Here is a 25,680-nt window from a genome sequence, read left to right on the forward strand (position 1 = left end):
CCGCCGCTCGCCCGGGCCGCACATCGGTCACTTGACGGTCAGGTGGCGGGACTCGGCGCGGCAGTCCACGAAACCGCCGCGGGCGGGTCCCGGTACCTGACGTAAGTCAACGCCCTCCCGGGCGGCTTCCGACGGGGTACCTGTCGTGCACACCTGTCAGGTCACGGGCGGCAGGTCGGGGCCCGTGCCACCGAGTTGCTCGGCCGCCACCACGGGCGGCACCGGCCAGGTCACGCCCTTCGGCGGCCAGCTCTGCCCGGTAGCCCTGAGGAACTCCTCCGGCGGCTCGTACAGCGGAGGCTGGCTCCCGTCGGGGATCATCGAGGCCCACCCGACGCCGGCGGTACGCTCGGTGAACTCGCGCTTCATCGCGTCCAGTTGTTCCGGCTGCTCGATCAGGTCGATCGCGCCGGCCGCGAGATAGCGGGCGGCGGACAGCAACCCCTGGTGGCCGATGTTGGTGGCCGCGGTCGCGGTGGCGCCCCAGTTGTGGTTCGGGATGCCGGGCGGGTAGGCCGCGGACAGCAGTACGGCGGTCGGCGCCTGCCAGCTGACGTCGGCGGTGTCGGTGGCCAGTCCGCCGGTGTAGGCGGCGGCCGGGGGAGCGAGCGGGGTCAGCGAGGTCGGCATGCCGGTCTCCGGCCGGCCCAGTGACTTCTGGATGCTCCTGGCCAGGGCGTGGTCGGCATCGGTGAACCGGGGCGCGCCGATCTGCCGCATGTTGTCGTTGAGCAGCTCCGCTCCGGCCTTGTTGGCCAGCAGGTTCCACGTCGCCGAGTGGAACTTGTGCACCAGCCGGGTCTGGCTGGCCTGCGCGGCGGCCTTGGCGCACTCCACGATCTTGTCGTACAGCACTCGGGCGCGTGCCGGGCTGCCCTCACGGACGAAGAACCAGATGGAGCACATGTCCGGGGTCACGTTCGGGGCGCCGCCGCCGTTGATGACGGCGTAGTGGAACCGTCCGGACGGGGCGACGTTCTTCTCCCGCAGGTACTCCGACATCGTCGCCATCAGCAGGGCACCGTCCAGACCGCTCTTGTTGCCGAGCGGGGTGCCGCCGTGGCCCGAGGCACCGAGGAAGGTGAACGTGGCCGAAACCAGTGCGCTGGTGGTGTTCCAGAACGGCACCGTGACGGTGAACGGGTGCCAGTCCAGGAAGGCGTCGAGACCGTGGTAGACCCCCTCCTTGACCGCGTAGGCCTTGCCGACGAGCTGTTCCTCGCCGGCGCTGCCGAACAGCTTGACCGTGGCCTTCAGCCCGTGGGCGCGGATCGCCCGCGCCACGGCGATGGCGGCCGCGGTGCCGCCCGCGCCGAGGCAGTTGTGGGCGTCGCCGTGGCCGGCGCCGTACGTGGGGCCGTAGGCGTCGTAGTGGTGGACCAGCGGATCGTGGGTGCCCACGCCCTTCTTCTGCGACAGGCCGGGCAGGGCGTCGTACTCGGCGTTGAAACCGAGGACGGGGCCCTCGCTGCCGTACGTGGCGACGAAGGCGGTCGGGAAGCCGGCCGAGCCCCAGGTGACGGTGAAGCCGTTGTCCTGGAGCAGCCTGGCGTGGGCGAGGGAGGACTTCCATTCGCGCAGCGACAGCTCCGCGTACTGCCATACGCGGTCGCTCAACCCGGTGATCGTGCTCTCGTTGGCGGTGATCCACTCCAGCGCGGTCCGCTTGGCCGCGGTGCTCTTCGCCAGCCCCGTGGGAGCCCGGTAGGTGGCGGGGTCGACCCCGGTCCTCTCGTCGTGGCCGAGGGTGGCGGCGAGCACCGGGTCGGCCTGGAGAATCGCGGCGGTGGTCGCGGTGGCGCTCAGTCCGAACATCTTCAACAGGCGTCGACGGCCGGGGTGGGAGTCGTTCATGTCGGTTTCGTCCTCGAAGTCGTGAGGGAGGGGCCGGGAGACCGGCTCCATGACATGTGTTCGTGGCATGTTCACCGTGGAGCATATGTGTCAGCAACGAAAGCCGACGCTAGGTGGCCGGAAACAGCCACCGGACCGGGTCTCGCTCTCCCGTCCAGAGGAAAGGGTCAGACTGAAACATGTGTTAGTCAGGTGGGGGGCTTCTTCCCGCCGTTGATCCTCGTACCGCGCACGATGTGTCAGATCTGCCGCGCTTCCCGCAGCAGCCGGCCGAACTCCGACTTGTCCATGCCCACCCCCGGTCCCGGGGCATCAAAGCGAGGCGGGGGAGCGGTGAGCCGACGCCGTCGCCGGTCGGACCGCGGTGCCCAGGGCGGTGGTGAAGAAATCGGTGAGCTTCTCGACGGCGGGGGCGATGTACTCCTTCTTGTCGTACAGGTCGACGTGGCCGGCACCCGGGATCCGGTACAACTCCTTGGGACCGGTGGCCCGCTGGTGGGCCTCGACGGCCATCCAGGCGGTGACGGCGCGCTCGCCGATGATCTGGAGCATCGGACGGGGGCCGATCAACGGGACCGCGAAGAAGGCGTCGTAGCACGCCAGCCTGTCGATGCTCTCCCAGGCCAGGAACTTGGCGGACCTCTCGTGCCCGCCGCGCGAAGTGCAGTAGTACTCGAAGCCCTCGGCGCCGTGTTCACCGCCGAGCGCGCGGGCCTGCTCCGCCGTCTCCGGGAACATCGTCATCACGCCGGGGTCCTCGCCGCGGGCGGCAGCGGTACGGGCCTGGGCGGCGGAGTCCAGCAGGGCCTGGAAGACGGCCGGGTCCTGGTCGCCCTCGGCCCCGAGGCGGAACTGGCGGGAGGGATCCGCGGTGCACACGGTCGCCACGGCTCCGACCCGGTGGTCGCCGCCGGTCGCGGCCAGCGAGTAGCCACCGGAGGCGCAGATGCCGAGCAGACCGATCCGCTGCGCGTCGACCTCCTCAAGGGTGGTCAGGTAGGACACCGCGGCCTTGAAGTCCTCGACGCGCTGTGCCGGGTCCTCGAGTCCGCGCGGCAGACCGCCGGACTCGCCCTGGTGGGCGGCGTCGAAGGCCAGGGTGACGAAGCCGCGTTCGGCCAACAGCCGCGCGTACGTGCCGGACGTCTGCTCCTTCACGCCCGTACCGGGGTGGCCGACGACCAGCGCCGGGTACGGCCCCGGCGCCGGGGTGTCGGGGGTGTAGAGGTGGGCGGCGATGCCGATGCCGGCGCTGTCGTAGGTGACGGTGGTCCTGGCCATGGGGCGCACTCCTGCGAAGAGGTCGACGGACGGTCGTGACAGTGCCGGGCGGCGGGCCCCTCGGGGGCCGTCGCCCGCCGGGCACACATCCACCGTCCGTCGGCCCCCCGCACGTGCGGAAGAGACAGGTTTCTGCCGGGGAAAGAACCTTCCCCCCTTCGCACGGCCACGTGCGTCGCCCGCTGTGACACGGCCCTACGACCCTGCCGGCATCAGCCCTCGGCGTGCTGGAGGAACCGGATGCACACCGCGCACCCGGGCTCGGCGCACTGCGCCGGCCCTTCCTCGGACAGCTCCAGAACCGAGTGCCGTCGCGCTACACGACGGCGCGGCACATGTCGCGTGCGCATGTCGGCGAACCGACTTCACACATGCTTCCCGGTATCCGGTGAACCTTCCTCCCCCGCGGTCTCGTTCCCCCAGTGAGACGTGCCCGCACCATGGAGGCGAAGGTGAAGAAGGAAGACCTGTTCTCCCCGCAGGGACATCCGGCCCGTCCCGAACACCCGGAGCACCCGCGACGCGGTACCGCACGGGACGCGGGCCCCCTGTCACGCTCCCCGCTCGGACCCTATGTGCTGAACCGGCTGCCGGCCGACCTGGCCGCCGTCACCCAGGGCCGCAGCACGTATGCGCGGCTCGCGGCGGAGCAGTGCCGCGTGCTGAGCGCAGCCGGCGCGGACGACGGACCGCTCGCCGCCGATCCGTCCTGCGCGCCCCTCGTCCAGCTCGACCTGCTGTTCATGCTCAACGGATACCTTCCGGCGGGCCCGGCGGCCTTCCCCCGCCCGCTGCTGGCGGCCCTGGCGGCACAGTGCGACCGGTATCCCTCGCTCGACCCGCACATGAGCTACGAACTGCTCATCGACGTCAACTGCGCCGAATGGGAGACCACCGGGCATATCAGGGTCTTCTCCGACGGAGAACTCGGGCGCCTGGAACGCGACTTCTACCTCGGGCACCATCTGGCGGAACCGGCCGTGCGCGGCGCCTTCGACCGCCTGAGCTCACTGGTGCTGGAGCCCGACGCCGTGGACCCGGCCGCCGCGCTGGAGGAGGCGCTCCGCGGCCTCGACGACTTCCGGCGGTACATGGCGCAGTACGGCAGGCTGCCCAGGGAAGCGTTCCAGGCGTTCCGCCACTATCACATGGGCCATCCCGGCGGCGCCCGCGGCGCGAGCGGCGCGTTCATGCCGAGCGTGCAACTGCTGGAGCTGGCGCTGCTGGCGCCGACCGCATCGTACGAGCTGTACCTCGACCAGTCCCTGCCGTACTTTCCGGCGTGGTCGCGGTCCCTCGTCTCCGAGTGGCGCGAGCGGTCCCGGGGCGGCGACAACGTCGTACAGGCGGTGCTCGACGGCCGTTTGAAGCTCGACCGCCGTGCCGCCGTCGCACTGCTCGGCGTGATCGACACGTTCGTGAACTTCCGTATGGTGCACCTGGGCGTCACCAGGAAGGCGATACCGGAGGCGTTCGAACCGTCCACGAGGCCCACCCGGCAGAGCATCCTCGCCCAGGGCGGCGAACGGGACTTCCTCGGCGGCGTCCGGCCGGGTGACGGCCGGGGCGACGAGCCGGGCACATCAGGCTTCAGCGTGCACAACGTTCTGACGAACGCCGTGCATCGGCTGCTGACGGCACGCCACCGCCTCGCCGAGACGCTCGGCCCCGTCACGGACTGACCGCGCAGCACCACGGTATGACCGCGCAGCACCGCGGATGGACCGCGAAGGACAACACACCGCCCCGCAGCGCCGTACACCGACCCGCGAAAGGAACACCCCATGCCGGACTTCCAGGTGGCCGTCGTGGACGCCTTCGGCACGTCGCACCGCTACGTGGACGCCTTCGCCGCGGCCGGTGGCGCGGTGATCCACGTCCGCAGCACCCCGGAGCTCCTGCCGGGAGTAGCTCCCGTGGACCCGGCGACGTTCAGCCACACGCTTTTCGCCGAGGGGAACCTCGATGACCTGACCGGGAGACTCGCGGCCTTGCGGCCACGCGCCGTACTGCCCGGCCGGGAATCGGGGGTGGAGCTCGCCGACGCCCTGTCGGAGCGGCTGGGACTGCCGTCCAACGGCACGGCGCTCAGCGCGGCCCGGCGCGACAAGTACCTCCAGATCGAGCGCATCCGGACGGAGGGCGTGCCCGCGATGCGGCACCTGCGCACCACCGACGAGGCGGAGCTGCGCGCCTGGCACGCCGGCCTGGGCCGGAACGCGGTGGTGAAGCCGCTGCGCGGAGCCTTGGGCCACGGCGTGCGGTTCTGCGACTCGCCCGACGAGTCGGCCGCCGCGCTCGCGGACCTCCGGAACGCGACGTCCGCGCTCGGCGAGCGGATCACCGAAGTGGTCGCCCAGGAGTACCTCACCGGTGGCGAGTACATCGTCAACACGGTGAGCTGCGAGGGTGTGCACACCGTCACCGACGTCTGGAGCACGGACCGTGTCACGGCCAACGGAGTCCGGGACCTGGTCGTCGCGCAGATCCTGCTCCGCAGCGACGACCCGTGCACCGACGAACTGGTGCCCTACGCCTTCCGGGTGCTGGACGCCCTCGGCATCCGCTACGGTCCCGCCCACCTGGAGATCAAGCTGACGCCGGACGGTCCCCGGCTGGTGGAGGCCGGTGCCCGGCCCTCCGGACTTCCCTACCACGTCGCGGACGCCATCGGCGAGGGACAGCTGGAGTGGGCCGTCGACGCCTACGTCAGGCCGCGCAGATTCCTCGCGCGCGCCGGCACCCCGTACCGGCGCAGGACCGCGGCCGCATGGGCGGCCCTCGTGTCGCCCGCGTCCGGCCGACTGGTGCGCTACCGGGCCCTCGACGAGGTGCGGAAGCTGGAGAGCGTGCGCGACCTGACGGTGCTGGTCCGGCCGGGCGAAAAGATCGCGGCCACCACGTGGGACCTCGCGTACCCCGTCGTGCTGAGTCTGCGGCACCCTGTGGAAGCGGTGCTGCGACGGGACCTGAACACCGTGCGGTACCTGGACGGTTCCGCCATGTACGAGATCGACACCTCCTAGCGGGTGCCGCACCAGGACCGACCGGACCGTCGTACGACCCGGGGACGGATGGCGTGGGCCGGCAGGGCGCACACCTCTTCCTCGTACATGCGGGTGTGCCGCCCTGATCCCTCCTGGATGAGGCAAACACACACATATTTCATGGCCTCTGCCATGTTCGTTCTACACGAGTGAGGACACATGATGTTCGACCGACGTTATCTGCTCCGTGCGAGCGGCGCCGCTGCGGCCGGAGCCCTGGGCGCCGCGGCCCTGCCGTCCCCCGCCGAGGCGGCCGGGTCCGCCCACTTCCCGACGGACTCCGATCCGACCGCGGGTGTCACCCGCACCCTGCTCCAGGAGCACCCCTCGCCCGCCGAGGGCTGGGAAGCCGTGCAGACGCTCGTGCAGATCCCCCGGCACAAGGAGTCGGGCCGGCACAGCCACCCGGGCATCGAGGTGGGGTACATCATCCGGGGAGACGTGCTGATGGAGTTCGACGACCGGCCGCCCCTGCGGCTGCGCACGGGCGATCCGTTCTTCATCCCCGACGGCGTGATCCACAACGCCCGCAACGTCGGCACGGTCACGACGATGATGCTCTCCACGTACGTCGTCGACGCGACCAAGCCCCTCGTGACCACCTACTAGAGAGGCCCGGAAGGACTCCGCCGAGGCGAAGGAGCCCCCACGGCGCTCACGTCCGCGCCGGCCGACGGACCGGCGCGGACGGGGCGGCATCGACGAACCGGGACCTGCGTGCCGAGGCGTAGTGGCAGAAGCCGTCAGCAGGCGCCGGGCCGCACCGAACTGATCTTGTCGTTCCAGTAGGGGTTCGGGACCCTCATGTCGACGATCGAGGTGTGCGCGTAGACGGTGAACCTGTCGCCCGAGTAGTTGTTGTCGACGTACAGGCAGAAGGCCGAGTCGGTGAGGTTCTGCACCGACGAGGTCTTGTCCTGCATGCTTCCGCTGGGAAGCGCCGAGACCTTGCCGAGGTCGCTCTCCGATTCCCAGTAACCGAAGCAGATGTGGGTGCCGTTGTAGTTGATGTTGTCCCAGAGCACGAGGGCGCCGTCGCAGCTCGCGGCCGGCGCCGCCGAGGCGGGGGAGACGCCGAGAGCCAAGGTCGCGACAGCGCCGCAGACCAGAGCCGTGAGGGAACGAACGAACATGGCTGTCCTTCCGGTCAGAGGTGTGACACGACGGCCCGTCGGTACGAGGAGGGCCTTCCGTGTCACCGGGCCAGTCTGTACACGGTTGTGGCGGGGCCCGGGGTTCACACGAATACGTCCCGCGGGTCAGACGGTAGGACTTCATGGCGGCGTCGCGGCTGTGGCGCGGCCCGACCGTCGCCGCCGGCACCAGGTGGCCCGGCACCAGGTGGCCCGGCACCCGGTGGCCGCCTCGACGCTCACGGCGCGGCGAGGCGCGCAGCGGCGTCTGCTCCAGCGCAAGGGCGCCGCTGGTGCGGACCGGCTCGCGCGGCCACGGGCCGGACCGGTCAGGCAGCCTCCGGCCGCACGACGGCACGCAGCTTGCGCAGGGCGTTGTACTGACGGCTCTTGACGGTGCCGACCGGAACTCCGAGGATGCCGGCGGTCTCCTGGAGGGTGCGGTCGCACAGGTAGATGTGCACCAGCACGGCGCGGTGTTCGGCGGACAGCTTGCACAGGAGCGGCCGGACCACGAGGCGGTCGTGCACCGCCTCGGTGCACCCGGTACCCGACACCGGGTCGTAGCAGGCGTCCCCGACGACCTCCCTCCGGGCGTGCGGCTTGCGCACCCAGTCGATGACCAGGTGCCGCGTCACGGTGAAGAGCCAGCCCCGCACGGATCCCTCCATTCCGAGCAGACGGTCGATGCTCCGCCAGGCGCGGATGATGGCCTCCTGCGCGATGTCCTCGGCGAGTGCGCGGTCACCCAGCATCTTCTCGGCGTACGAGACGAGACCGTCGCGGTGTTCCCTCATGATGACGCCGAGCAGGTCGGATGGGGACACAGCGGTGAGGGGGGTAGCCATAGCGTTCTGAACCATCCTGGTTCTGTGTCGTGAGGCGGGCCGGAGGCCGGGTGCAGCCTCGGCAACTGCGCTGTGGACAGGGCGAGTGTCAGACAACCGCCGCATTTGTGTCGCGGCCGTGCCGCGCCGGGCCGCTGACAGGCACGTGTGCATCGATGGTCCGTGCGGTCGAGAGGACATATGTCACGTGCTCATGTCCCTCATGTTCCGTGTGCGGGGCCGCCCAGGAACCTTGTCGGCCGTCCGGCCTGCCGTGTGCCGGGCCGGAGAGCTGATCCGACGAACCGTTTGGTGTCGACACTTGTCTGCGGCGGAAGCCTCGGCGTGGGTACCATGCGCAACGTCATCCATATCGAGGGAGTGAACGGTTGTGACGAGCCAGTCAGCCGCCACGCTCCGGTCGCGGTACGTGGTACAGGCCGCATCGGACCTGGAGGAGAACCGCCGCCTACAGCAGGAGCTGACAGAGCGGATCAAGGTGTTGCAACAGCAGGAGGCGCTCCTGGAGGACATCCTGAGCCTCGCCCAACGGTACGAAGGGTTTGCGGATCCCTCCCGTCTGCCCGAGCAGATGCAGGACGAGCCCGTCGTCGCCAAGACGAAGCCCGCTTCCCGGGCCGCCTCACGGCGTTCGTCATCGGCGAAGACCGCTCCGGCAGGCAGGACCGCGAAGGCCGGCGCGAAGGGGAAGCCGCGTCAGCCTCTGCTCGGTGATCTGCTCACCGAGCTGCTCGGCCAGTACAAGGAGCCGCGCCTGGCGAAGGAATTGCGGGACGAGCTCCTGCAGAAGTACCCCGACCGCAACCCGACGCCTCAGGTCGTGCGGAACACCCTTGAGTCCCTTGTCGCCAAGGGCCGCATCCGGCGTCACAAGCAGCAGCGTTCCGTCATGTACACCCTGGTACAGCCGGCGCCACGCGGGACGGGTGAGGCCCGCGCCGATGAGGGCCGTACCTCGTAGGGCCGACGCTCCCGGGTTCCAGTCGGCGGACATCCGATCGCGATACGCCAGGGCGACCTCGGCGCCCAGCGACTTCCTGACGGCGGGGGCGAGACCGGGAGCGGGACGTGCACGGCCGTCGTGCGGACAGCGCCGGGCGCGGCCGGGTCTTGCCAGGTTCGCAGACCCAGCAGAAGCACTCGCCGCCGACCTCCGGTACATGATCGTCGGCCCAGAAGCCCGCTGTCGGCGATCACGGTGCTCAGACCGGCGGCGGTGCGCTACGCGCCGCCCTCGCCGACCGGGCCCGCGCCTGTCACGACGACGTCGTTGGTCCGAGTGTTCTCGGTCGGACATCACAGGAAGTCCCGGGCCGCCGGACCGTATCCCGAGAGGGCCACGCTCGCCGACCAACTCCACACCTGCGCGGCGTCCGGCCAGGCAGGTGCCTGCGGGACTCTCGCAGCGCCGGCTCGCTGTTCGCCGGAGCCGGCAGCCGCCCGGTCGCGGGTGCCGTCTGCCCTGTCACGGACGACAGTTGCGCGGACAGGCGCAGCCGGTGCACGCTCGACGCCCTCAGTTACCCCTTCGGCCAGTGACGTCGAGGGTGTGGGGACGGAACGGCGGTGTCCGGTCTTCCGGGCGAACGGGTGCGTGATGGAGGCCATGTCCTGCCCTCGCTCTTCGGTAGGCGCCGCGGGTGCGGCGGGGGAGAGGGGAGCGGGTCCCGTGCCGGGGGAAGTGCACGGGACCCGCAGTCAGGGGATCAGGCGGCAGCCGTGGCGTTGAGGACGACAGGGATGTTGCCGCGCGTGGCCTTGGAGTAGGGGCAGATCCGGTGGGCGGTCTGCGCCAGTTCCTCGGCCGTGGCCTGGTCGACGCCGCCGAGGACCGGGCTGAGGACCGCGGAAAGCGAGAACTCGCCGTCGTCGCCGTGGGTGAGGGTGATCTCGGCGGTGATGCTGGTGCTGGTCAGCCGTATCTCGCGGGTCGTGGCGGCCCGGCGCAGTGCGCCGAGGAAGCAGGCGGCCCAGCCGGCTGCCAGGAGTTGCTCGGGGTTGGTCGCGGTGCCGCTGCCACCCAGCTCCTTGGGGAGGGCGAGGCCCGTCGCCAGAAGGCCGTCGGAGGAGCGAACGTGACCGCCGTTGCGGCCCTCTCCGTCGACGTCGACGACGGCGGTGTAGCTGACTGTCATGACTGGGGCTCCCCATCTGATCCGAACAGATCTTCGCCCGCCTCCCGTGCCGGTCACTTCACGAGTCACCGGTTGAGGCGGTGACGTCATCCTGGCAGCCTTCTCCGTCACCCGTCAAGCCGGTGACTCGTCTCCGTGTGCCCAGTCGCTGGGGCCTGGCCTCCACACGCTGCCGGGAGCGACCTCGCCGTCTTGGAGGCCGTGACGCCACGAGCAGGCTGCGGATCTCCCCGCCCGCGGTCAATCCGAGGGTGCCGCCGGACCGCGCAGCAGGTCTGCGGCGGTGGCGTCCCAGTCGACCCCGGTGAGCTCCTCGCCCGCGGGTACGAGTGAATAGGTGTGCTCCAGCCACGCCGCCAGTGGCGGAATGGGAAGTTCGAACAGCGCCGCCATGTCCCCGGAGACCAGCTGAAGCCGTGCGGTGGCCCCCTCTTCCACGCTCGACGGCCACATCTGGACGTCACCGAGGCCGCTCATCGCGTACAACCCCTGCCGCAGGAGGTCCCGCCCGATCCGCCACAGGACCCGCGGGCCGCCCTCGACGAGGAACTCCACGGAGACGGTCAGGGGCAGCTCCGGGTCGTACCGGAACTCGGCTCTGACCGCCTGCCGGGCCGAGACGTCCAGCACACGCTCGATGTCCAAGGTCAGCCGCCGACGACCGTGCGGTGCTGTTCGGGGGTCCTGTACACGTGGCTGGTTGCCGCTCATGACGGGTGGATCCTTCCCTGCTGCGGAGGCTGGCCCGACCCACTCTCGCCCGCGCTGGATCGCCGTACATAAGTAACTTGACCGTCGAACACCACTGCCATGTCGGTTCTCGCCCCCGACCGGCGTCCGCCGGGCGGACCGCCGTCCGCTCCGGCGAGGCCCCCTCGGCGGCCTTGAGGGCCGGCCCGGGCTCGTGCGCGGCGAGGGCCGCCGACATTACGTCATTCGACTGTCGTCGCCGGCCCCTGCCTGAACGATGCTGAAACAGCCGCCGGTGCGCCGGTGCCAATGGTCGTCGTGCTCGGAGGAGCCAGCCGTGAAACGTACCCCCGTCGTCTTCATCCATGGCGTGTGGCTGCACGCGCTCTCCTGGGAGTCGTGGACCGAGCGCTTCGCCGACAGGGGATTCCTCGCCCTCGCGCCCGGCTGGCCGGGGGAGGCCGAGACCGCCCGGGACATGCGCACGTCACCGGAGCCACTCGGTCGTATCGGTCTCGACGCGCTGACCGACCACTACGCCGCGATCGTGCGGTCATTCGATGTCGCGCCGGTGATCGTCGGACACTCGGTCGGCGGACTCATCGCACAGCACCTCATCGCCGCCGGTGTCGGCCGTGCCGCCGTCGCGATCGCCCCCGCCCCGATCAACGGCATCCCGCTGCCCGCGTCCCCCGGTCGACTGCCGCCGCCCGACCGGTGCGACCCCGCCGACGAGTTGGTGACCCTGTCGCCGGAACAGTTCCACCACGTCTTCGCCGGCACACTCGAAGCCGAGGAGTCCGACCGGCTCTACGACCGCTACGTCGTCCCGGCACCGCGCCGCCTGCTCGCCGACCTCGGGTGCGCGGGTGCGCCCCGCAGCCCGCGCACCGTGGCGGACGTCGGGAACCCGGCCCGCGGCCCGCTCCTGCTGATCTCCGGGCAGGAGGACAGACTCGTACCGGACGAGGCCACCCGTGCCGTGTTCAAGCAGTACGGCGACACGCCGGCCGTCACCGACCTGAAGCAGTTCGCGGACCGGGCCCACTCCCTGGTCGTCGACAGCGGATGGCCCGTCGTCGCCGACTACGTGCTCGGCTGGCTGGAAGAACACGGCATCCGGGCCCACCCCCCGCGGGGCTGACGCGCCGGAACCCGAAGGCGCCGCCGGGAACCGCCGCCGGCTGCCGCTGTCAGGTGTCCTGGCCGTCGGGCAACTTGCCCAGGGCGTCGCGCAGTGCGGCGCGGGAGGTGATGCCCAGCTTGGGGAACACCCGGTAGAGGTGTGAGCTGACCGTGCGCGGCGACAGGTGCATACGCGCACCGATCTCCTTGTTGGTCAGACCGCCGGCGGCGAGGTCCGCTATCCGGCGTTCCTGCCAGGTCAGGGTCGCCGGGTGCGCCGAGGAGGCGAGCGGGGGCGCTCCGGCGGCCCGTAGTTCGGCCCGGCTGCGTTCGGCCCAGGTGGGGGCGCCGAGACGTTCGAAGGTGTCAGTGGCGAGGGTGAGGGTGAGGCGGGCGGATTTGCGGCCCTGGGTGTGGCGTAGGTGGATGCCGTGGGCGAGGCGGATACGGGCGAGTTCGTAGGGGAGGGCGGCCGCGGCGGGGTGGGTTTCGGCTTGGTGGTAGTGGTGGCCGGCTTCGCCGGGGTCGGTGGCGGTCATGGCGAGGGCGCCGTGGGTGAGGACGGCGAGGCGGGGGGAGATGTGGGGGAGCCGGGCCTGTCGGGCGGCCAGGGCGTGGGCGCGGGCTTGTTCGTGGCGGCCGGTGTGGAGGGCCGCTTCGACGAGGTCGAGGAGGGTGCGGGGGGCTTGGTGGGCGTAGGGGGTGAAGGAGCCGGGGCGTGTGATGCCGATGGCGTGGAGATAGGCGGCTTCGTAATCGCCTTCCGAGAGGGCGGTGGTGGTGCCGATGGCGTCGGCGATCTGGGTGAGGAAGCCGACGCCGCGGGGCCGGGCCCAGGCGTCGACGGTTGCCTGGAATCGGCGGGCGCGGTCGCTCTGGCCGCGCATCGCGGCCAGCAGGCCCAGATACCCGCGGGCATGGTGCGCGAACAGCATGTGGTGACGGGCCGTCGCCAGGTCCAGGCATCGCTGCCCGGTCCGCTCGGCCTCGTCCCACTCGCCGACCGCCATCTGGTCCAGCATGATCTGGTGCAGCATCGTCATGCTGGTCGCCATGGCCCCCGTCTCGGACTCCCGGTCCAGGGCGCGCTGCAGCAGGGGCCGGTACTGGCTGAGGATGTCCACGTGATAGGCGGCGACGCCCAGCCGCGTGATGTCCCACGGCTCGGGTTCGCGCAGGGCGGCGAAGGCGCTCGCCACACGTTCGCGCACACCCGCGCCGCGCCGTACGACGTCCCCCCAGGCATCCTCGTAGATACGGGAATGGGCGGACACCCGATCGCCCAGGGTGTCGAGCAGCGCGTGCGTCCGCTTCCACGCCGCCTCGTCGCTCGCGTACTGGTTGATGGCCAGCAGCAGGTTGATGAGTCGTGTGAGCGCCTCGTGCGGGTCCTCGCCGCTGTCGTCCCGAAGGTTCTCGATCGCCGCGACGACGTGACGCTGCGAGAACCGTACGTCCCCGTGCTCGTACAGTGCCGCGTAGGCCGCCGCGATCACCGAGGCGGGGGAGTGGGCGCCGCCGGGCGCGGGGTCCGAGCCGACCAGTTGCCGGGCCTGGCCGAGCAGGCCGGCGTGACCGGCGACGAACGCCGCGTCGCCCAGCCGCCTGGACCGTTCCTCCGGCCGCTCGCTCAGCTCCGCCGCGCGGGTCAGCCAGGACACGGCGACCATCGCGCCGCCGCGCCGGGTCACCGACTCGGCCGCCGCCTCCAGCGCGGCCGCGACCTCCTCGTCCGGGTCGACCGTCGCGGCCGCCAGATGCGTGGCACGCCGTTCCACGTCGCCGCGGTGCACCCGTGCGAGGGCCGCGTGCGCCGCGCGGCGCTCGTTGGGGGTCGCCAGCTGGACGACGGTCGAACGCACCAAGGGGTGCCGGAAGACGAAGTCGCCGCTGAGCGGATCGATGTCCAGCAGGCCGCTCGCCGCGGCCTCCTCCGCGTCCAGCATGCGGTAGCGCGTGCCATGGTGGCGCCGGGCCGCCGCGCCCGCTCCGACGCCGTCCAGGGCGCCGCGCAGCAGCTCCGTGCGCACGGCGTCGCCCAGTGCTTTGATGCGGTCGCCGTACACCTGCTGCAGGCGCTGGGGCAGGGGGACGCCCGGGTAGCCGGCGAGGGCCTCCGGGTCGTCCGCCGGGCGGTTGTTGCGCAGCACATGGGGCGGCAGTTCCAGCAGAGCCAGCGCGTTGCCTTGGGCCTCGTCGAGCACCAGCCGCCGGATCACGGGGTCCAGCCCGGGGTGACGCAGGTCCAGGAGCTGCTCGGACGCCTTCTTCGACAATGTGGTGACCGGAAGCTGGGGCAGCGCGGCCGTGTCGAAGCCGGAGGACACGTCGGAGCGCAGGCCGACGACGAGCTTCACCGAGCTGCCGGTGAGCCGTCGCCCCGCGAATCCGCACACCTCGATGCTGGAGGTGTCGAGCCACTGGCCGTCGTCGAGCACCAGCAGGAGGGGTTGCTGAGAGGCGGCGAGCGAGAGCAGGTCGAGGACGGCGATGCCGAGGGTCATGACCGAGGGGGGTGGACCCTCGCTCCGGCCGAAGACGACGTCGAACACCTGCCGCCGGCTGTCGTCCAGCCGGTCGATGTGCGGGAGCAGCGGGTAGAGGATCTGGTGCAGTCCGGCGAACGGCAGCTCCGACTCGGCCTCCACACCGGCCGCCCGGATCACTCGGTGCCTCCCGCCCGCGGCGAGGGTGGCGACGTGCTCCAGCAGGGCGCTCTTGCCCACGCCCGTGTCCCCGCGCAGGACGAGGGCTCGGCCCTCGGCGGCCGTCACGAACTCGGACAGCACCGCCTGCTCGTGCTCACGGCCGACCATGGTCCCGGCGTCCCACTCCATCGTCCCCCCTTTCCGGCGGCCGCCCCCGCAGCAGCCATGTGCCGATCTGACGCAAAAGACTAGGTGTCGCCGGGGGATTTCGACACCGGGTATGGCGAGGATGTTTGATCCGGTCCTGCCGGAGGCAGCCGGCGGGCCGCCCCTGTCCCACGCGGCGAGATCGATACGTGTGAGTCAATCCGGGTGTGTTCCCTCGTATGCGGCCGGCCGTGCCCGGGCCATCACGCCGGATGCCATGTCGCGGGCCTGTTCACCATCGGGCCCGGCCGCTGCCGCCACTGGGGTCCCACGCGGTCTTCGGGGGCCGTACCCACGGTGCCGCGCGCGCCATGGGTACGGCATGCCGTACATCACGGGAGAGGCTTTTGCGGGGCCCGACTCCAGGGCCGAGCCGCCCAGGCCGCCGCGAGGAAGAACCGGCCCTGGGGACAACACCGTATGACGAGGGCGCCTGCGCCGCGCCCGGACCGCTGGGGCCCCGTCGTCCTGTCAGGACGCGCCGAGGCCGTGCAGCAGCGTGTCGACGACGATGTCCGCCGCCCGGCCGGGGCTCAGTTCGGGCCGCTGCCGGGACACCAGGTGCATGAGGTCCGGCAGGAGCGCGCTCGCCCATCCTTCCGGCAGGCCGGGCCGCAGAAGCCCCTCGTCGGTGGCCCGTTCGAGGAAGGCGTCCACCTCGCGGACGGCCGCGTCACGGCGTGCGCGCACGCTCTCGTCGGCGAGCATGCGGGCGAGGTCCACGGGCCAGGTGCGGTTGACGGCGATGATGTTCTCGACGTAACGGTGCAGGGCGACGGCCACGGGTGCCTCCCGCAGCCGGGCGTCCTCGATGGCCTTCTCGATGGCCGTCAGCCGGGCTTCGTAGATGGCGGCGAGAAGGTCCTCGCGGGAGGCGAAGCGGCGGTAGACGGTGCGCCGGTCCACACCGGCCTCGGCGGCGATGCTCGCGATGCTCGCGCCCGGGTCGGCGGCGAACATGCGCGCGCCGGTGGTCAGGACGGTCTCCAGGTTGCGTGCTGCGTCGGCTCTCACGGCGTCGAGTCTAGCCGTGGAATGTGGAACCTGAGACAGTTAATGCCTCGTTCCCGTGCTTCTCAACCAGTAATTGCCACATCTGGGCGGCGGATTCCTCGGGTGGTGACATTGCGAGCGTTTACCCCCCGGCGCGCTCTCGGAGAGCCGTTTGAGCTGCGCCATCCAGAGGGTGTTCAGGTGCTGCTCCCAGGCGGGGGACAGCGCGGCGAGGGACGTCGAGGCAGGACCGCGGACCACGTTCGCGCACACCGCGTGGGTGCCGGCCGCGACAGCGGTGAGCAGCCAGGCCTGGTACACCTGCACACCTGCGCCCACCCCCGACCAGCCGAGCCTGCGGGGCGCCACCTGCTCCCCCACGAAGACCTCGAACCGCTGCCCGTGGAACAGCACCTCGTACGTCCTGGCCAGTGCACCGGCCCACGCCTCGGTGATGCCCGGCACCCACTCCGGCCACCTCGGCACATCGGCCAGCAGGGCGAACGCCGTGGCGGGCGGCGCGTGCACCACGGCCTGGACCTGGCAGAAACCGTGGGCCTGCTCGGGCGAGAAACCCGACGGCCAGTGGATGTCCGGAGGGCTGTCCGAGGCGTCGGGCATCCGGCCTCCCTTTCGCGTCGCCGTCGGCGGCTCCAGGGACGGACACCGCAGGGGAAGGCTCCTGAGCCGCTCCGGCGTCCACTGTGCGCGGGGCCCACGGGCACGGCATACGTCACATGACTGAGCGAACGCCGGAGTCGACAGCGCTTCCCCCTCGTCACTCCTCCTGGGCGCGGTCCAGTCGGGAGAGTGCGTCCCGCAGCGCGGCACGGGAACTGATGCCCAGTTTGGGATAGATCTGGTAGAGGTGCGTGCCGATGGTCCGATGGGACAGGAACAACCGTTCCGCGATCTGCTTGTTGGTCAGCCCGGTCGCGGCGAGCGTGGCGATCTGGAGTTCCTGGGCGGTCAGGGTCACGGGCCCCGGCCGCACGGAAGCCGGCGCGGACAGGCCGCTCGCCCGCAGTTCGGCCGCCGCACGCGTGACCCAGGGCTTGGCGCCCAGCCGCTGGAAGGCCTCCAAGGCGTGGGTCAGCTGCTCCCTGGCCTCCGTGGTGGCGCGCAGCCGCCGCAGCCGTTCGCCGTGGAAGAGGCGGATCCGGGCGGCGTCGAAGGGCCAGCGTTCCGGCCCCGGCAGGGCCAGCGCCCGCTCGAACAGGGCGAGGGACTTCTCGCCGGGAGTCGTCAGCGCTTCGCAGCCCGCGACCAGCAGTTCGAGGCGGGGCGACAGCTCGGCCATCGCGGAGGCGCGCATCGCCGCCGCGTGGGCGGCCGCCTCCTGCTCCCGTCCGGTTCGCACAGCCGCCTCGACCAGGTCCATCGCGCCCCACATGGCGATCGGCAGGTAGGGGGCCACGGTCCCGGGCGGGCTGAGCGCGCAGGCGTGCCGGTAGGCGGTCTCGAAGTCACCGTTGCCGAGAACGGCCAGTGCCCTGGCATGGCAGGCGAAGAACCGTGCGCCGAGGACCCCGCGGGGCGTGGCCCACCGGACGATCTCCTCGGTCAGCGCGGCGGCGGTCTCCGCGTCGCCCTGCGCCGCGGCCACGACCGCCCGCACGTACTGGAAGTACCACGCGAAGAATCGGTAGTCGTGGTCCGCGCACAGCGCGAGCCCTTCGGCGGCCAGCCCGGCGGCGTCGTCCCAGCGACCCAGGTGGAAGTAGTCCAGGCCCAGGTGCATCAGCGCGCCCAGATGCCGGCGCACCGGCGCCGTGCCGGCACGGCCCTGTTCCACCAGCCGGCGGGTGGCGAACCGGAAATCCCCGAGCCGGTCGGCGAAGACCGAGGCGGTGCCGACGCGGATCACCCGCGTGGCGTCGTCCCCGACGGCGGCGATCAGCTCCTTCAGCCGGGGCAGGGCGGAGGGACCCGTACGCGCCGGGTCGGCGAAGGTACGCACCAGCACCCACAGCAGCTCCGGCGGTTCGGGGGTGAGCCGGTCCACGAACGTCAGCAACGGCTGCCACAGCGCGGGCTCACCGCCGTACCAGCACAGCAGCACCAACAGGTGCAAGGCCTCGACGAGGGCCTCGTCGGAGGCGTCGTAGCCGTGGTCACCGGACTCGATCGCCCCGGCCAGCAACCGGTAGGCGGTGTCGATGTCGCCGTCCCGGTTGATCAGCAGGAACGCGGACGCGGCCGCCGCGTGCAGCGACTGCCGCCCGGTACCGGGATGGACCAGCCGCGCCCCCGCCAGCAGACGTGAGGCGTCCTCCAGTTCACCGCTGGAGTCCACGCCCACGTACGCCGCCTCGGCCAGCCGGCGACTCTCGTCCGCCGCCGTGGGGCTGAGCCCGGCGGCCCGGGTCAGCGCCGTCACCGCGCCCAGCGCGTCCCCGCGGCGAAGCCTGTGCCGCGCCGCCTCCTCCAGCAGGGCCGCGACCATCGCGTCGGGGCCCCTGGCCGCCTCTCCCAGGTGCCAGGCGCGCCGCTCCAACTGGTCGCCGAGCACATCGGCGAGCGCCTGGTGAGCCCTTCTGCGCTCCGACGCGGTGGCCGGCTCGACCACCGCGGAGCCGATCAGCGGGTGCCGGAAGGACAGCCGCCGGTTGTCCGCCGAGACCGTCACCAGCCGGCTGCGTTCGGCGGGGGCCAGATCGTCGAGGGCGGCCCGGCCGGCCGCGGCGGCCTCGATCGTGGCCAGGTCACCGGTGCCGTCGAGGGCGGCGATCAGCAGCAGCTCCCGGCTGCGCTCGGGCAGCCGGGCCACGCGTGAGGCGAACATGGCCTGCAGGCGCTCGGTCAGGGGTAGCACGGCGGGTACCGCCGCGAGGGTCGCGCGCTGTTCGGCGGAGAGTGCCACCGGCAGCTCCACCAGTGCCAGCGGGTTGCCGCGTGCCTCGGCGGCGATACGGCGCCTGACCGCGGGGGAGACATCGGGGTGGGCCAGAGCGAGCAGCTCGGCCGACGCGGCGTCGTCGAGAGGTGCCAGCCGGCGCTCGGTCAGGCCGCTGGACTCGAAGAAGCTGTCGGAACCCGTACGGGAGGCCGCGAGGAAGCCGATACGACTGCCGACGAGCCGCCGCGCCACGAAACCGAGCACGGCGTTGGTCGCCCGGTCCAGCCACGGCAGGTCGTCCACGACGAGCAGCAGCGGCGTCTCGGCGGCTGTCAGCCGCAGCAGCAGCAGGACCGCGGTGGAGGTCAGCAGGCGGTCGGGAGCGGGCCCGCCGCCGATGCCGACGGCGACCCGCAGCGCGTCGCGGTGGGGGTTGTCCAGGACGTCGAACCCGTCGAAGAGCGGCACGAGGAGCTGGTTGAGACCCGCGTAGCTGATGTCCGCCTCGAACTGCACACCGGCCGCGCGCAGTACCCGGACGCCGTGGTGTACGGCGCCCGCCGCCACCGCGTCGAGGACCGCGCTCTTGCCCACCCCGGCCTCGCCCGACAGCAGCAGGGCCGCACCGTGGACCTCGGTGTTGCCGAGGAAGGAGTGGATGAAGGCCAGGTCCGCGTCGCGTCCGACCAGCCGTGGCGAGGTCGGGCGGACGGTCGGGTCCGGGTCAGTCATCGGGCTGCCTCCAACGGCCGACGTATGGAGGGCCGGTGCCCTGCGCCGGCCTGGCTGTACTGCCCCCAGGATCCGCGCACCCCCCATGCGATCACCGCAGTCTAGAGGACGCCGGGTGTATCGCTCCCGGCCGCTCGCCGGCCCCGGTCCTCGTACGGTGGCCCGGTTCCGTACGCAGCCGAGGGGCGGCCCGTCCGTGCCGTGGCGGGGACGCTGCGGCACGCCAACCGCCTTCTGCGGACGGATCACACGCTGGTGCGGACAGCTGAGCACACCCGGCCCGGGCAGGTGGCGACAGTGCTCGCCGCAGACGCGCCGCGGGTGTGGGTGAGCCGCGATCATGTGAGTGCGGAATATCCGGTATGACCAATGATTGCCTTCGGCCGGAGGACGGGGCGGCACCGCGGCCGCGGAAAAGACGGCGCCCGGGTTCACCGCCGGGGGAGAAGACCGGGCCGCTGCGGAGTCGTGCCCTGCGCCGTGTGCGGGGCCGGATGCCGCGCGGTCCAGGAGGCGAGGATGCGCAGGGCCTCGTGGGAGGGGCTGCCCGGCTCGGCGGTCAGGACCATCAGGCGCTGCCCCGAGCCGTCGGGGCTGGCCCAGGTGTCGCAGTCGAGGGTGAGGTCGCCGACGAGGGGATGGCGGTACTGCTTGGTGCCGTAGGCGGCCGTGACGACGCGGTGTTCCTCCCACCACGTGCCGAAGTCGGGGTCTTGGATGATCAGCTCGCCGACGAGCCGGGCCAGGCGGGGATCGTCCGGGTCGGCCGCGGCTTCCATGCGCAGGGCGGCGACGGCGTCGCGGGCGTCGTGTTCCCAGTCCCGGTGCATGCCGCGGACGTCCGGGTCGGAGAACAGCAGGTACACGTAGTTGCGCCGGTCGGGCGGGACGGCCGAGAAGTCGGTGTAGAGGGCGACCGCGGCCGGGTTCCAGGCCAGGATGTCCAGGCGCTTGCCGAGCACCAGGGCAGGGGTATGGGCGAGTTGGTCGAGCAGACGGCCCATGGCGGGGCGCAGACGCTGGGCGGGCCGTCGGCGGCGTGGGCGGTCGTCGCTCCGGCCGGCGAGCTCGTACAGGTAACTCTGCTGGTCCTCGTCGAGACGGAGGGCGCGGGTAAGGGTGGCCAGGACGGGGGCGGACGCGCGGACGCGGCCCTGTTCCAGGCGGGTGTAGTAGTCCACGCTGATCGCGGCGAGTCGGGCGACCTCCTCACGGCGCAGCCCGGCGACCCTGCGGCCGGAGCCCGCGTCGGGCAGGCCGCACTCGTGCGGGGTCAACTGCGCCCGGCGGGCTTTGAGGAAGGCGCCGAGGCGGGCAGGGGCGTTCATGTCGTTCACCCTTGATAGTCGTTCACCCTTGATATCGGTCGGACACGACGATGCCGGGACCGGCTACCGCCGCCGACCGTCTTCGGTTTCCGCGCCGGGGACCATGTCCGTACCGCGCTCGGCGGCGGCACGCGGCTGCGGGAACCTGCGCGGGTCCGGTCCGGCGGAGCCGGGGGAAGGTCAGCGCACGGTGGCGCGGGCGGCTCGCTCGATGACGTCCGTGACGAGGTGGGGGTGGGAGACGGCGACGGAGTGCGAAGCGGCCACCTCGGTCGTGTGGGCACGGGCGCGCTTGGCCATGAAGCGCTGGGCGGCGACCGGGATGTTGAGATCCTCGGTGGTGACGATGTCCCAGCTGGGCTTGGTCTTCCAGGCGGCGGCGGTGGCCTTCTCCTCCAAGGCGGCCTGGGCTATGGGGCGTTGCTCGGCGGCCATCAGGGCGGCCTGGCCCGGGGGTACGTCGGCGGCGAACTGGTGGCGGAACTTGTCCTGCCGGATGTACAGGTCGGTCGCTGTGGTGCCGTCGGCCTGCCGATAGGTGACCGGGTCCAGGGCGTCGGGGAGCGTGGAGCCCGGGAACTTGCCGGTGAGCTCCAGCGCGGTCTCCCCGGGGGCCGGGAGGAAGGCGGCGACGTAGACCAGCGCCTTGACGTCGGGGTCGCCGACGGCGGCCTCGCTGATGACGTTGCCGCCGTAGGAGTGGCCGACGAGGACCTTGGGGCCCTTGATGTGGCCGAGGACCGTACGCAGGGCGGCGGCGTCGGAGGCCGGGCCGCGCAGCGGGTTGGCGGCGGCGACGACGGGGTAGCCGTCGGCGCGCAGGCCGGCGATGACGCCGTTCCAGCTGGAGCCGTCGGCGAAGGCGCCGTGTTCCAGGACTACGGTCGGCTTGACGCGCGTTCCGCGAGCGGCGGCCCCGGCGTCGGTCGCCCCGTCGGCGGTACCGCCCAAGGCGAACGCGCCGAGCGCGAGTCCCGCCGTGAGCGTCGAGGCCGCACCCGTCACCACTCGCTTGCGCCCACCCTTGATGCTCACCACGACAGAAACCTTTCGGATGTCTCGGAAACGGACGGACCGGCTTCGCCGGATTAGTCACCGCCCTGACTAGTGACGGATGTTGCCAGCCTCTTACGTCACCCGTCAAGAGGGTGACGATTGAGGGGGCTTCCCTACTCGGTCCACGGGTCCTGTACGACGATGACGGCCAAGGCCCTCGCGCAGCCGGAGAGCATCGGCTCCCCCTTCTGCGCGCTCGCCACCGGGCATCGCCCCGCGCCCCCGGACTCGGTGATCCGCTCCAAGGGCACGGCCAGGTGCATCGGGTCCGTGGACTGTGCGGGCAGGATGTGATCCGCGGATCGTGTGCCTTGGCCAGGTGTTCGTCGTGGACCGGCCCGGGAAGGCGGCCATCGCCATCGACGCCTCCCCTCACCCGCGTGCAGCGGCCGATGTCACGCAGCCGCGTGCCGCGTGGGCATCAGTGAGCGTGAGGGTTCCGCCGAAGGCCGTGTGGTGCTCCGACGGCCCCACCGGGACGTACGGCGTACGCGAGGCGGTGGCTCGGGGACGGCCGGCGGCCCGCAGGCCGCCGGCAGCTCGGAGAGGGGCTGTGTCTCAGAGGTGGTCGGCGTCGACGACCGCCTGGGCGAAGACGGTGGGCGCCTCCTGCGGCAGGTTGTGGCCGATGTCCGCGATGGTGCGGTGCTCGTAGGGGCCGGTGAAGTGGCTGCGGTAGGCGGAGCCGTCCCCGGGCGGGGTGAACGGGTCCAGGGCCGGATCCAGGGTGACGGTGGGAACGCCGATGGAGGGCTGGGCGGACAGCCGCTGCTCGTAACGGTCGTAGCGGTGCTCGCCGTCGACGAGGCCGATGCGCCAGCGGTAGTTGAAGAGGACGGTGGCGGCGTAGTCCGGGTTGAGGAAGGCCTGGGCGGTGCGCTGGTACGTGGCGTCGTCGAAGTTCCAGTTGGGGGAGACGAGAGTCCAGACATAGCGGCACAGGGCGAGACGTTCGTCGGGGTTCTCCATCGCCTTCTTGCCGCGCTCGGTGGCGAAGTACCACTGGTACCACCAGTTGTGCTCGACGGCGGGAGCGGCGGGCGCCAGCTGTGCCTTGCGGTCGGTGATCACGTAACCGCCGGCGGAGACCAGCGCCTTGACGCGGTCGGGCCACAGGGCGGCGATGATGCCGCCGGTGCGCGAGCCCCAGTCGAACCCGGCCAGAACCGCTTGGTGGATCTTCAGCGCGTCCATCAGGGCGATGATGTCGAGGGCGATCGCGGACTGTTCGGCGGTGCGGGGTGTACGGCTGGACAGGAAGCGCGTGGTTCCGTGGCCGCGCAGGTAGGGAACGATGACGCGGTAGCCCAGGCCGGCGAGGAGCGGGGCGACGTCGACGTAGCTGTGGATGTCGTAGGGCCAGCCGTGCAGGCAGATGACGACCGGCCCGTGGTGGGGTCCGAGCTCGGCGTAACCGACGTCCAGGACGCCCGCCTTGACGCGCTTCAGTGCCGGGAAGGAACGGTGGGTGCCGGGAGTGATGGTGGGCACGGTGGGAGCCGTTCCGCCTGTCGGCTGCTGCGCGGCGGTCGTGGCGGACGCCTGGCTCTGCAGGCCGGTCAGTGCCACGGCGGCCGTGCCGGTGCCCAGGCCGACGGCCTTGCTGAAAGTGCGCCTGTTGATCATCTGGAATCCTCCATCGTGCGTGTCCGGTGACCCTTCCGCGCCGGGAAATCTCGTCTCACACCTCAGCGGCACGGCATTACTGCGGCACGGCATTACTGCGGCACGGCATTACTGCGGCACGGCATTACTGCGGCTTGCGGCTCGATGACCCTTGCACACGATGCGTCACCTATCAAGGGGGTGACGCGCATCTTGTTCCGTGGTGGAGTGGGGCCCCGTGTGCGGGATGGAGGCTTCCGTGCCTCCGTCCCCGCAATCCGGACCGGCCACACACACTCTCGTCCGTGGTTAACCCGGGCACATCAGTCACATGACGGCATGGTCCGTCGGCAGTGTTGAAGGCATGTGCGATCGCACACCTGCCACCACGTTAACGTGGAGCCTACAAAAATAAATGCTACATTCGCGTGACACTTGTTGCCGCGTCCCGGCCACCCCTGCCCAGGCGTCAGACGGACGAGATGGACCAGACGAAAGAGGGAAAGCGCATGATCACCTACGACCGGCTCTACATCGGAGGTCACTGGGTCGAGCCGAGCGACCCGCAGTTGCTCGACATCGTCTCGCCGCACGACCGGTCGGTGATCGCCCGCGCCGCCCAGGCGAGGCCGGCGGACATCGATCGCGCTGTCGCCGCCGCCCGGAAGTCCTTCGACGAGGGTGTGTGGCGGCGGACCTCGCCGGCCGAACGGATCGCCGTTCTGCGCCGGTTCAATGCCCTGCGCGAGTCGAACGCGGAGAAGATCGCGGAGCTGATCTCGCTGGAGAACGGCTCGGCGGTCTGGTTCACCCGTGCCGGGCAGCCCGGCCTGACCCGCCAGGCCAACGCCTACCTGAAGGCGGCGGAGGAGTTCGGGTGGGAAGAGACCCTGACGCCCTCCGACCCGGCCTCATCGGTGCGCAGTGTGGTGCGCCGGGAAGCGGTAGGCGTCGTGGCCGCGGTCATCCCGTGGAACTCGCCCTTCTCGTCGGCCACCTCCAAAATCATCCCAGCTCTGGTCGCCGGGAACTCCGTGATCCTGAAGGTGTCCCCGGAGAACTCGCCGAGCATGGGCTTCCTGGCCGAGCTGCTGGAGCGGGTGGGCCTGCCCGAGGGTGTGCTCAGCGTGCTGCCCGCGGACCGGGAGACCAGCGAGTACCTCGTGTCCCACAAGGACATCGACAAGATCGCCTTCACCGGCTCGACACGCGCCGGCCGCCGTATCGCGTCGATCGCCGGCGAGCAACTGAAGCGGGTGAGCCTGGAGTTGGGCGGCAAGTCAGCGGCCATCATCCTGCCGGACGCGGACCTCGAGAAGGCGGTCGCGGGCCTGAAGTTCGGTTCCCTGCTCAACAACGGCGAGTCGTGCATCGCGCAGACCCGCATCCTGGCTCCCCGCAGCCGGTACGAGGAGGTCGTGGGCGCGCTGAAGGAACTGGTGGAGTCGCTGAAGGTCGGTGACCCCAGCGACCCCGAGACCTTCATCGGCCCGATGATCCGCCCGGACCAGCAGGAGCGCGTGCGCGACTACATCCGGCTGGGCATCGAGGAAGGGGCCCGCCTGGTCACCGGCGGCCCGCAGATCCCCGAGGGGCTGGAGAAGGGCAACTATGTCACGCCCACCGTCTTCGCCGACGTCGACAACTCCATGCGGATCGCGCGGGAGGAGGTCTTCGGCCCGGTTCTGGTCGTCATCGCCTACGACGACGAGGACGACGCGGTGCGCATCGCCAACGACTCCGAGTACGGCCTCTCCGGCGGTGTCTGGTCCGTCGACGAGGAGCGCGCGCTGGCCGTGGCCCGCCGCGTCCGCACCGGCACCATCACCGTCAACGGTGCTTCCGTCGCTTTCGACGGGCCGTTCGGCGGCTTCAAGGCCAGCGGAATCGGCCGCGAGTACGGAGCGGTCGGCATCGGCACCTACACCGAGTACAAGACCATCACCGTCTGACCTTCGACGGCTCGACCACCCACGGCGGCCGATGGACAGGCCGGCTGCCGCCGTCGCGGTCCCCGAGGCCCTCCACTTCGGGACCGACGGAGTTCTCGGAGCACCACGTCGCCGGCGGCGCCCGGACCGCGCTGTGGATCCACTCCTCACCGACCTCGAACTCCGCCCGGAAGAGGCCGGACTGACGCCGATGCGCCGCTGCGGATC

At 71.3% G+C, this 25,680-nt stretch carries 20 protein-coding genes; 7 read left to right on the plus strand and 13 right to left on the minus strand.

What is annotated here, in order from left to right; all coding sequences use genetic code 11:
* Positions 1-156 precede the first annotated feature (156 nt).
* Together ABD350_RS17420 and ABD350_RS17425 are read right to left on the minus strand one after the other, a co-directional pair.
* The gene (locus ABD350_RS17420; protein ID WP_344349044.1) at positions 157-1,854 is read right to left on the minus strand and encodes a peptidase dimerization domain-containing protein; all 1,698 of its coding nucleotides are present in this window, start codon (positions 1,852-1,854) and stop codon (positions 157-159) included.
* Positions 1,855-2,166: 312 nt separating this feature from the next.
* The gene (locus tag ABD350_RS17425; protein WP_344349045.1) at positions 2,167-3,135 is read right to left on the minus strand and encodes an alpha/beta hydrolase; all 969 of its coding nucleotides are present in this window, start codon (positions 3,133-3,135) and stop codon (positions 2,167-2,169) included.
* Positions 3,136-3,557: 422 nt separating this feature from the next.
* On the opposite strand from ABD350_RS17425, the gene ABD350_RS17430 reads away from it, so the two are divergent.
* The 3 genes from ABD350_RS17430 (at position 3,558) to ABD350_RS17440 (ending at position 6,791) form a co-directional block, all read left to right on the plus strand.
* Positions 3,558-4,817, plus strand: a complete 1,260-nt coding sequence (locus ABD350_RS17430; RefSeq protein ID WP_344349047.1) for a hypothetical protein — start codon at positions 3,558-3,560, stop codon at positions 4,815-4,817.
* Between the two features lie 102 nt (positions 4,818-4,919).
* A complete protein-coding gene (locus ABD350_RS17435) occupies positions 4,920-6,161 on the plus strand; it encodes an ATP-grasp domain-containing protein (protein WP_344349048.1) in 1,242 nt (413 codons plus the stop codon).
* A 183-nt stretch (positions 6,162-6,344) separates the two neighbouring features.
* Entirely contained in the window at positions 6,345-6,791 is a 447-nt protein-coding gene (locus ABD350_RS17440) for a cupin domain-containing protein (RefSeq protein ID WP_344349049.1), read from the plus strand.
* Positions 6,792-6,925: 134 nt separating this feature from the next.
* Here ABD350_RS17440 and ABD350_RS17445 read toward each other — a convergent pair whose 3' ends face one another.
* Positions 6,926-7,315, minus strand: coding sequence for a peptidase inhibitor family I36 protein (locus ABD350_RS17445; RefSeq protein WP_344349051.1), 390 nt, complete (start codon positions 7,313-7,315; stop codon positions 6,926-6,928).
* 329 nt (positions 7,316-7,644) lie between these two features.
* Entirely contained in the window at positions 7,645-8,163 is a 519-nt protein-coding gene (locus tag ABD350_RS17450) for an RNA polymerase sigma factor (protein WP_344349052.1), read from the minus strand.
* A 370-nt stretch (positions 8,164-8,533) separates the two neighbouring features.
* Here ABD350_RS17450 and ABD350_RS17455 point away from each other — a divergent pair, with 370 nt between their 5' ends.
* Positions 8,534-9,124 carry a hypothetical protein gene (locus ABD350_RS17455; protein WP_344349053.1) on the plus strand — a complete coding sequence of 197 codons (591 nt, stop codon included), beginning with the start codon at positions 8,534-8,536 and terminating at the stop codon, positions 9,122-9,124.
* A gap of 745 nt (positions 9,125-9,869) precedes the next feature.
* On the opposite strand, the gene ABD350_RS17460 is transcribed toward ABD350_RS17455, so the two are convergent.
* Together ABD350_RS17460 and ABD350_RS17465 are read right to left on the minus strand one after the other, a co-directional pair.
* Entirely contained in the window at positions 9,870-10,298 is a 429-nt protein-coding gene (locus tag ABD350_RS17460) for an Ohr family peroxiredoxin (protein ID WP_344349054.1), read from the minus strand.
* 240 nt (positions 10,299-10,538) lie between these two features.
* Complete coding sequence (locus tag ABD350_RS17465; RefSeq protein WP_344349055.1) at positions 10,539-11,009, minus strand: SsgA family sporulation/cell division regulator; 471 nt, start codon at positions 11,007-11,009, stop codon at positions 10,539-10,541.
* A 316-nt stretch (positions 11,010-11,325) separates the two neighbouring features.
* Between ABD350_RS17465 and ABD350_RS17470 the strand changes: the two genes are divergently transcribed.
* Positions 11,326-12,132 carry an alpha/beta hydrolase gene (locus ABD350_RS17470; protein ID WP_344349056.1) on the plus strand — a complete coding sequence of 269 codons (807 nt, stop codon included), beginning with the start codon at positions 11,326-11,328 and terminating at the stop codon, positions 12,130-12,132.
* A gap of 49 nt (positions 12,133-12,181) precedes the next feature.
* Here the strand turns inward: ABD350_RS17470 and ABD350_RS17475 are convergent, their stop codons facing one another.
* The 6 genes from ABD350_RS17475 to ABD350_RS17500 all read right to left on the minus strand — a co-directional run bounded on the left by ABD350_RS17475 (position 12,182) and on the right by ABD350_RS17500 (position 21,898).
* Positions 12,182-14,950, minus strand: coding sequence for a helix-turn-helix transcriptional regulator (locus tag ABD350_RS17475; protein WP_344349057.1), 2,769 nt, complete (start codon positions 14,948-14,950; stop codon positions 12,182-12,184).
* A 489-nt stretch (positions 14,951-15,439) separates the two neighbouring features.
* Positions 15,440-15,928 (minus strand): TetR/AcrR family transcriptional regulator, encoded by a 489-nt coding sequence (locus tag ABD350_RS17480; RefSeq protein WP_344349093.1) that lies wholly within the window; start codon positions 15,926-15,928, stop codon positions 15,440-15,442.
* 93 nt (positions 15,929-16,021) lie between these two features.
* Entirely contained in the window at positions 16,022-16,582 is a 561-nt protein-coding gene (locus ABD350_RS17485) for an SRPBCC family protein (RefSeq protein WP_344349058.1), read from the minus strand.
* 157 nt (positions 16,583-16,739) lie between these two features.
* Positions 16,740-19,532, minus strand: coding sequence for an AAA family ATPase (locus ABD350_RS17490; RefSeq protein ID WP_344349059.1), 2,793 nt, complete (start codon positions 19,530-19,532; stop codon positions 16,740-16,742).
* 431 nt (positions 19,533-19,963) lie between these two features.
* Positions 19,964-20,860 carry a helix-turn-helix domain-containing protein gene (locus ABD350_RS17495; RefSeq protein WP_344349060.1) on the minus strand — a complete coding sequence of 299 codons (897 nt, stop codon included), beginning with the start codon at positions 20,858-20,860 and terminating at the stop codon, positions 19,964-19,966.
* A gap of 180 nt (positions 20,861-21,040) precedes the next feature.
* Positions 21,041-21,898, minus strand: coding sequence for an alpha/beta fold hydrolase (locus ABD350_RS17500; RefSeq protein WP_344349061.1), 858 nt, complete (start codon positions 21,896-21,898; stop codon positions 21,041-21,043).
* 159 nt (positions 21,899-22,057) lie between these two features.
* Between ABD350_RS17500 and ABD350_RS17505 the strand changes: the two genes are divergently transcribed.
* Positions 22,058-22,210 (plus strand): hypothetical protein, encoded by a 153-nt coding sequence (locus ABD350_RS17505; RefSeq protein WP_344349062.1) that lies wholly within the window; start codon positions 22,058-22,060, stop codon positions 22,208-22,210.
* A 264-nt stretch (positions 22,211-22,474) separates the two neighbouring features.
* Here ABD350_RS17505 and ABD350_RS17510 read toward each other — a convergent pair whose 3' ends face one another.
* Positions 22,475-23,542, minus strand: a complete 1,068-nt coding sequence (locus ABD350_RS17510; RefSeq protein WP_344349063.1) for an alpha/beta fold hydrolase — start codon at positions 23,540-23,542, stop codon at positions 22,475-22,477.
* A gap of 488 nt (positions 23,543-24,030) precedes the next feature.
* Between ABD350_RS17510 and ABD350_RS17515 the strand changes: the two genes are divergently transcribed.
* Entirely contained in the window at positions 24,031-25,473 is a 1,443-nt protein-coding gene (locus tag ABD350_RS17515) for an aldehyde dehydrogenase (RefSeq protein ID WP_344349064.1), read from the plus strand.
* Positions 25,474-25,680 lie beyond the last annotated feature (207 nt).

It is taken from the genome of Streptomyces nogalater (assembly GCF_039532885.1).
Lineage (GTDB): Bacteria > Actinomycetota > Actinomycetes > Streptomycetales > Streptomycetaceae > Streptomyces > Streptomyces nogalater.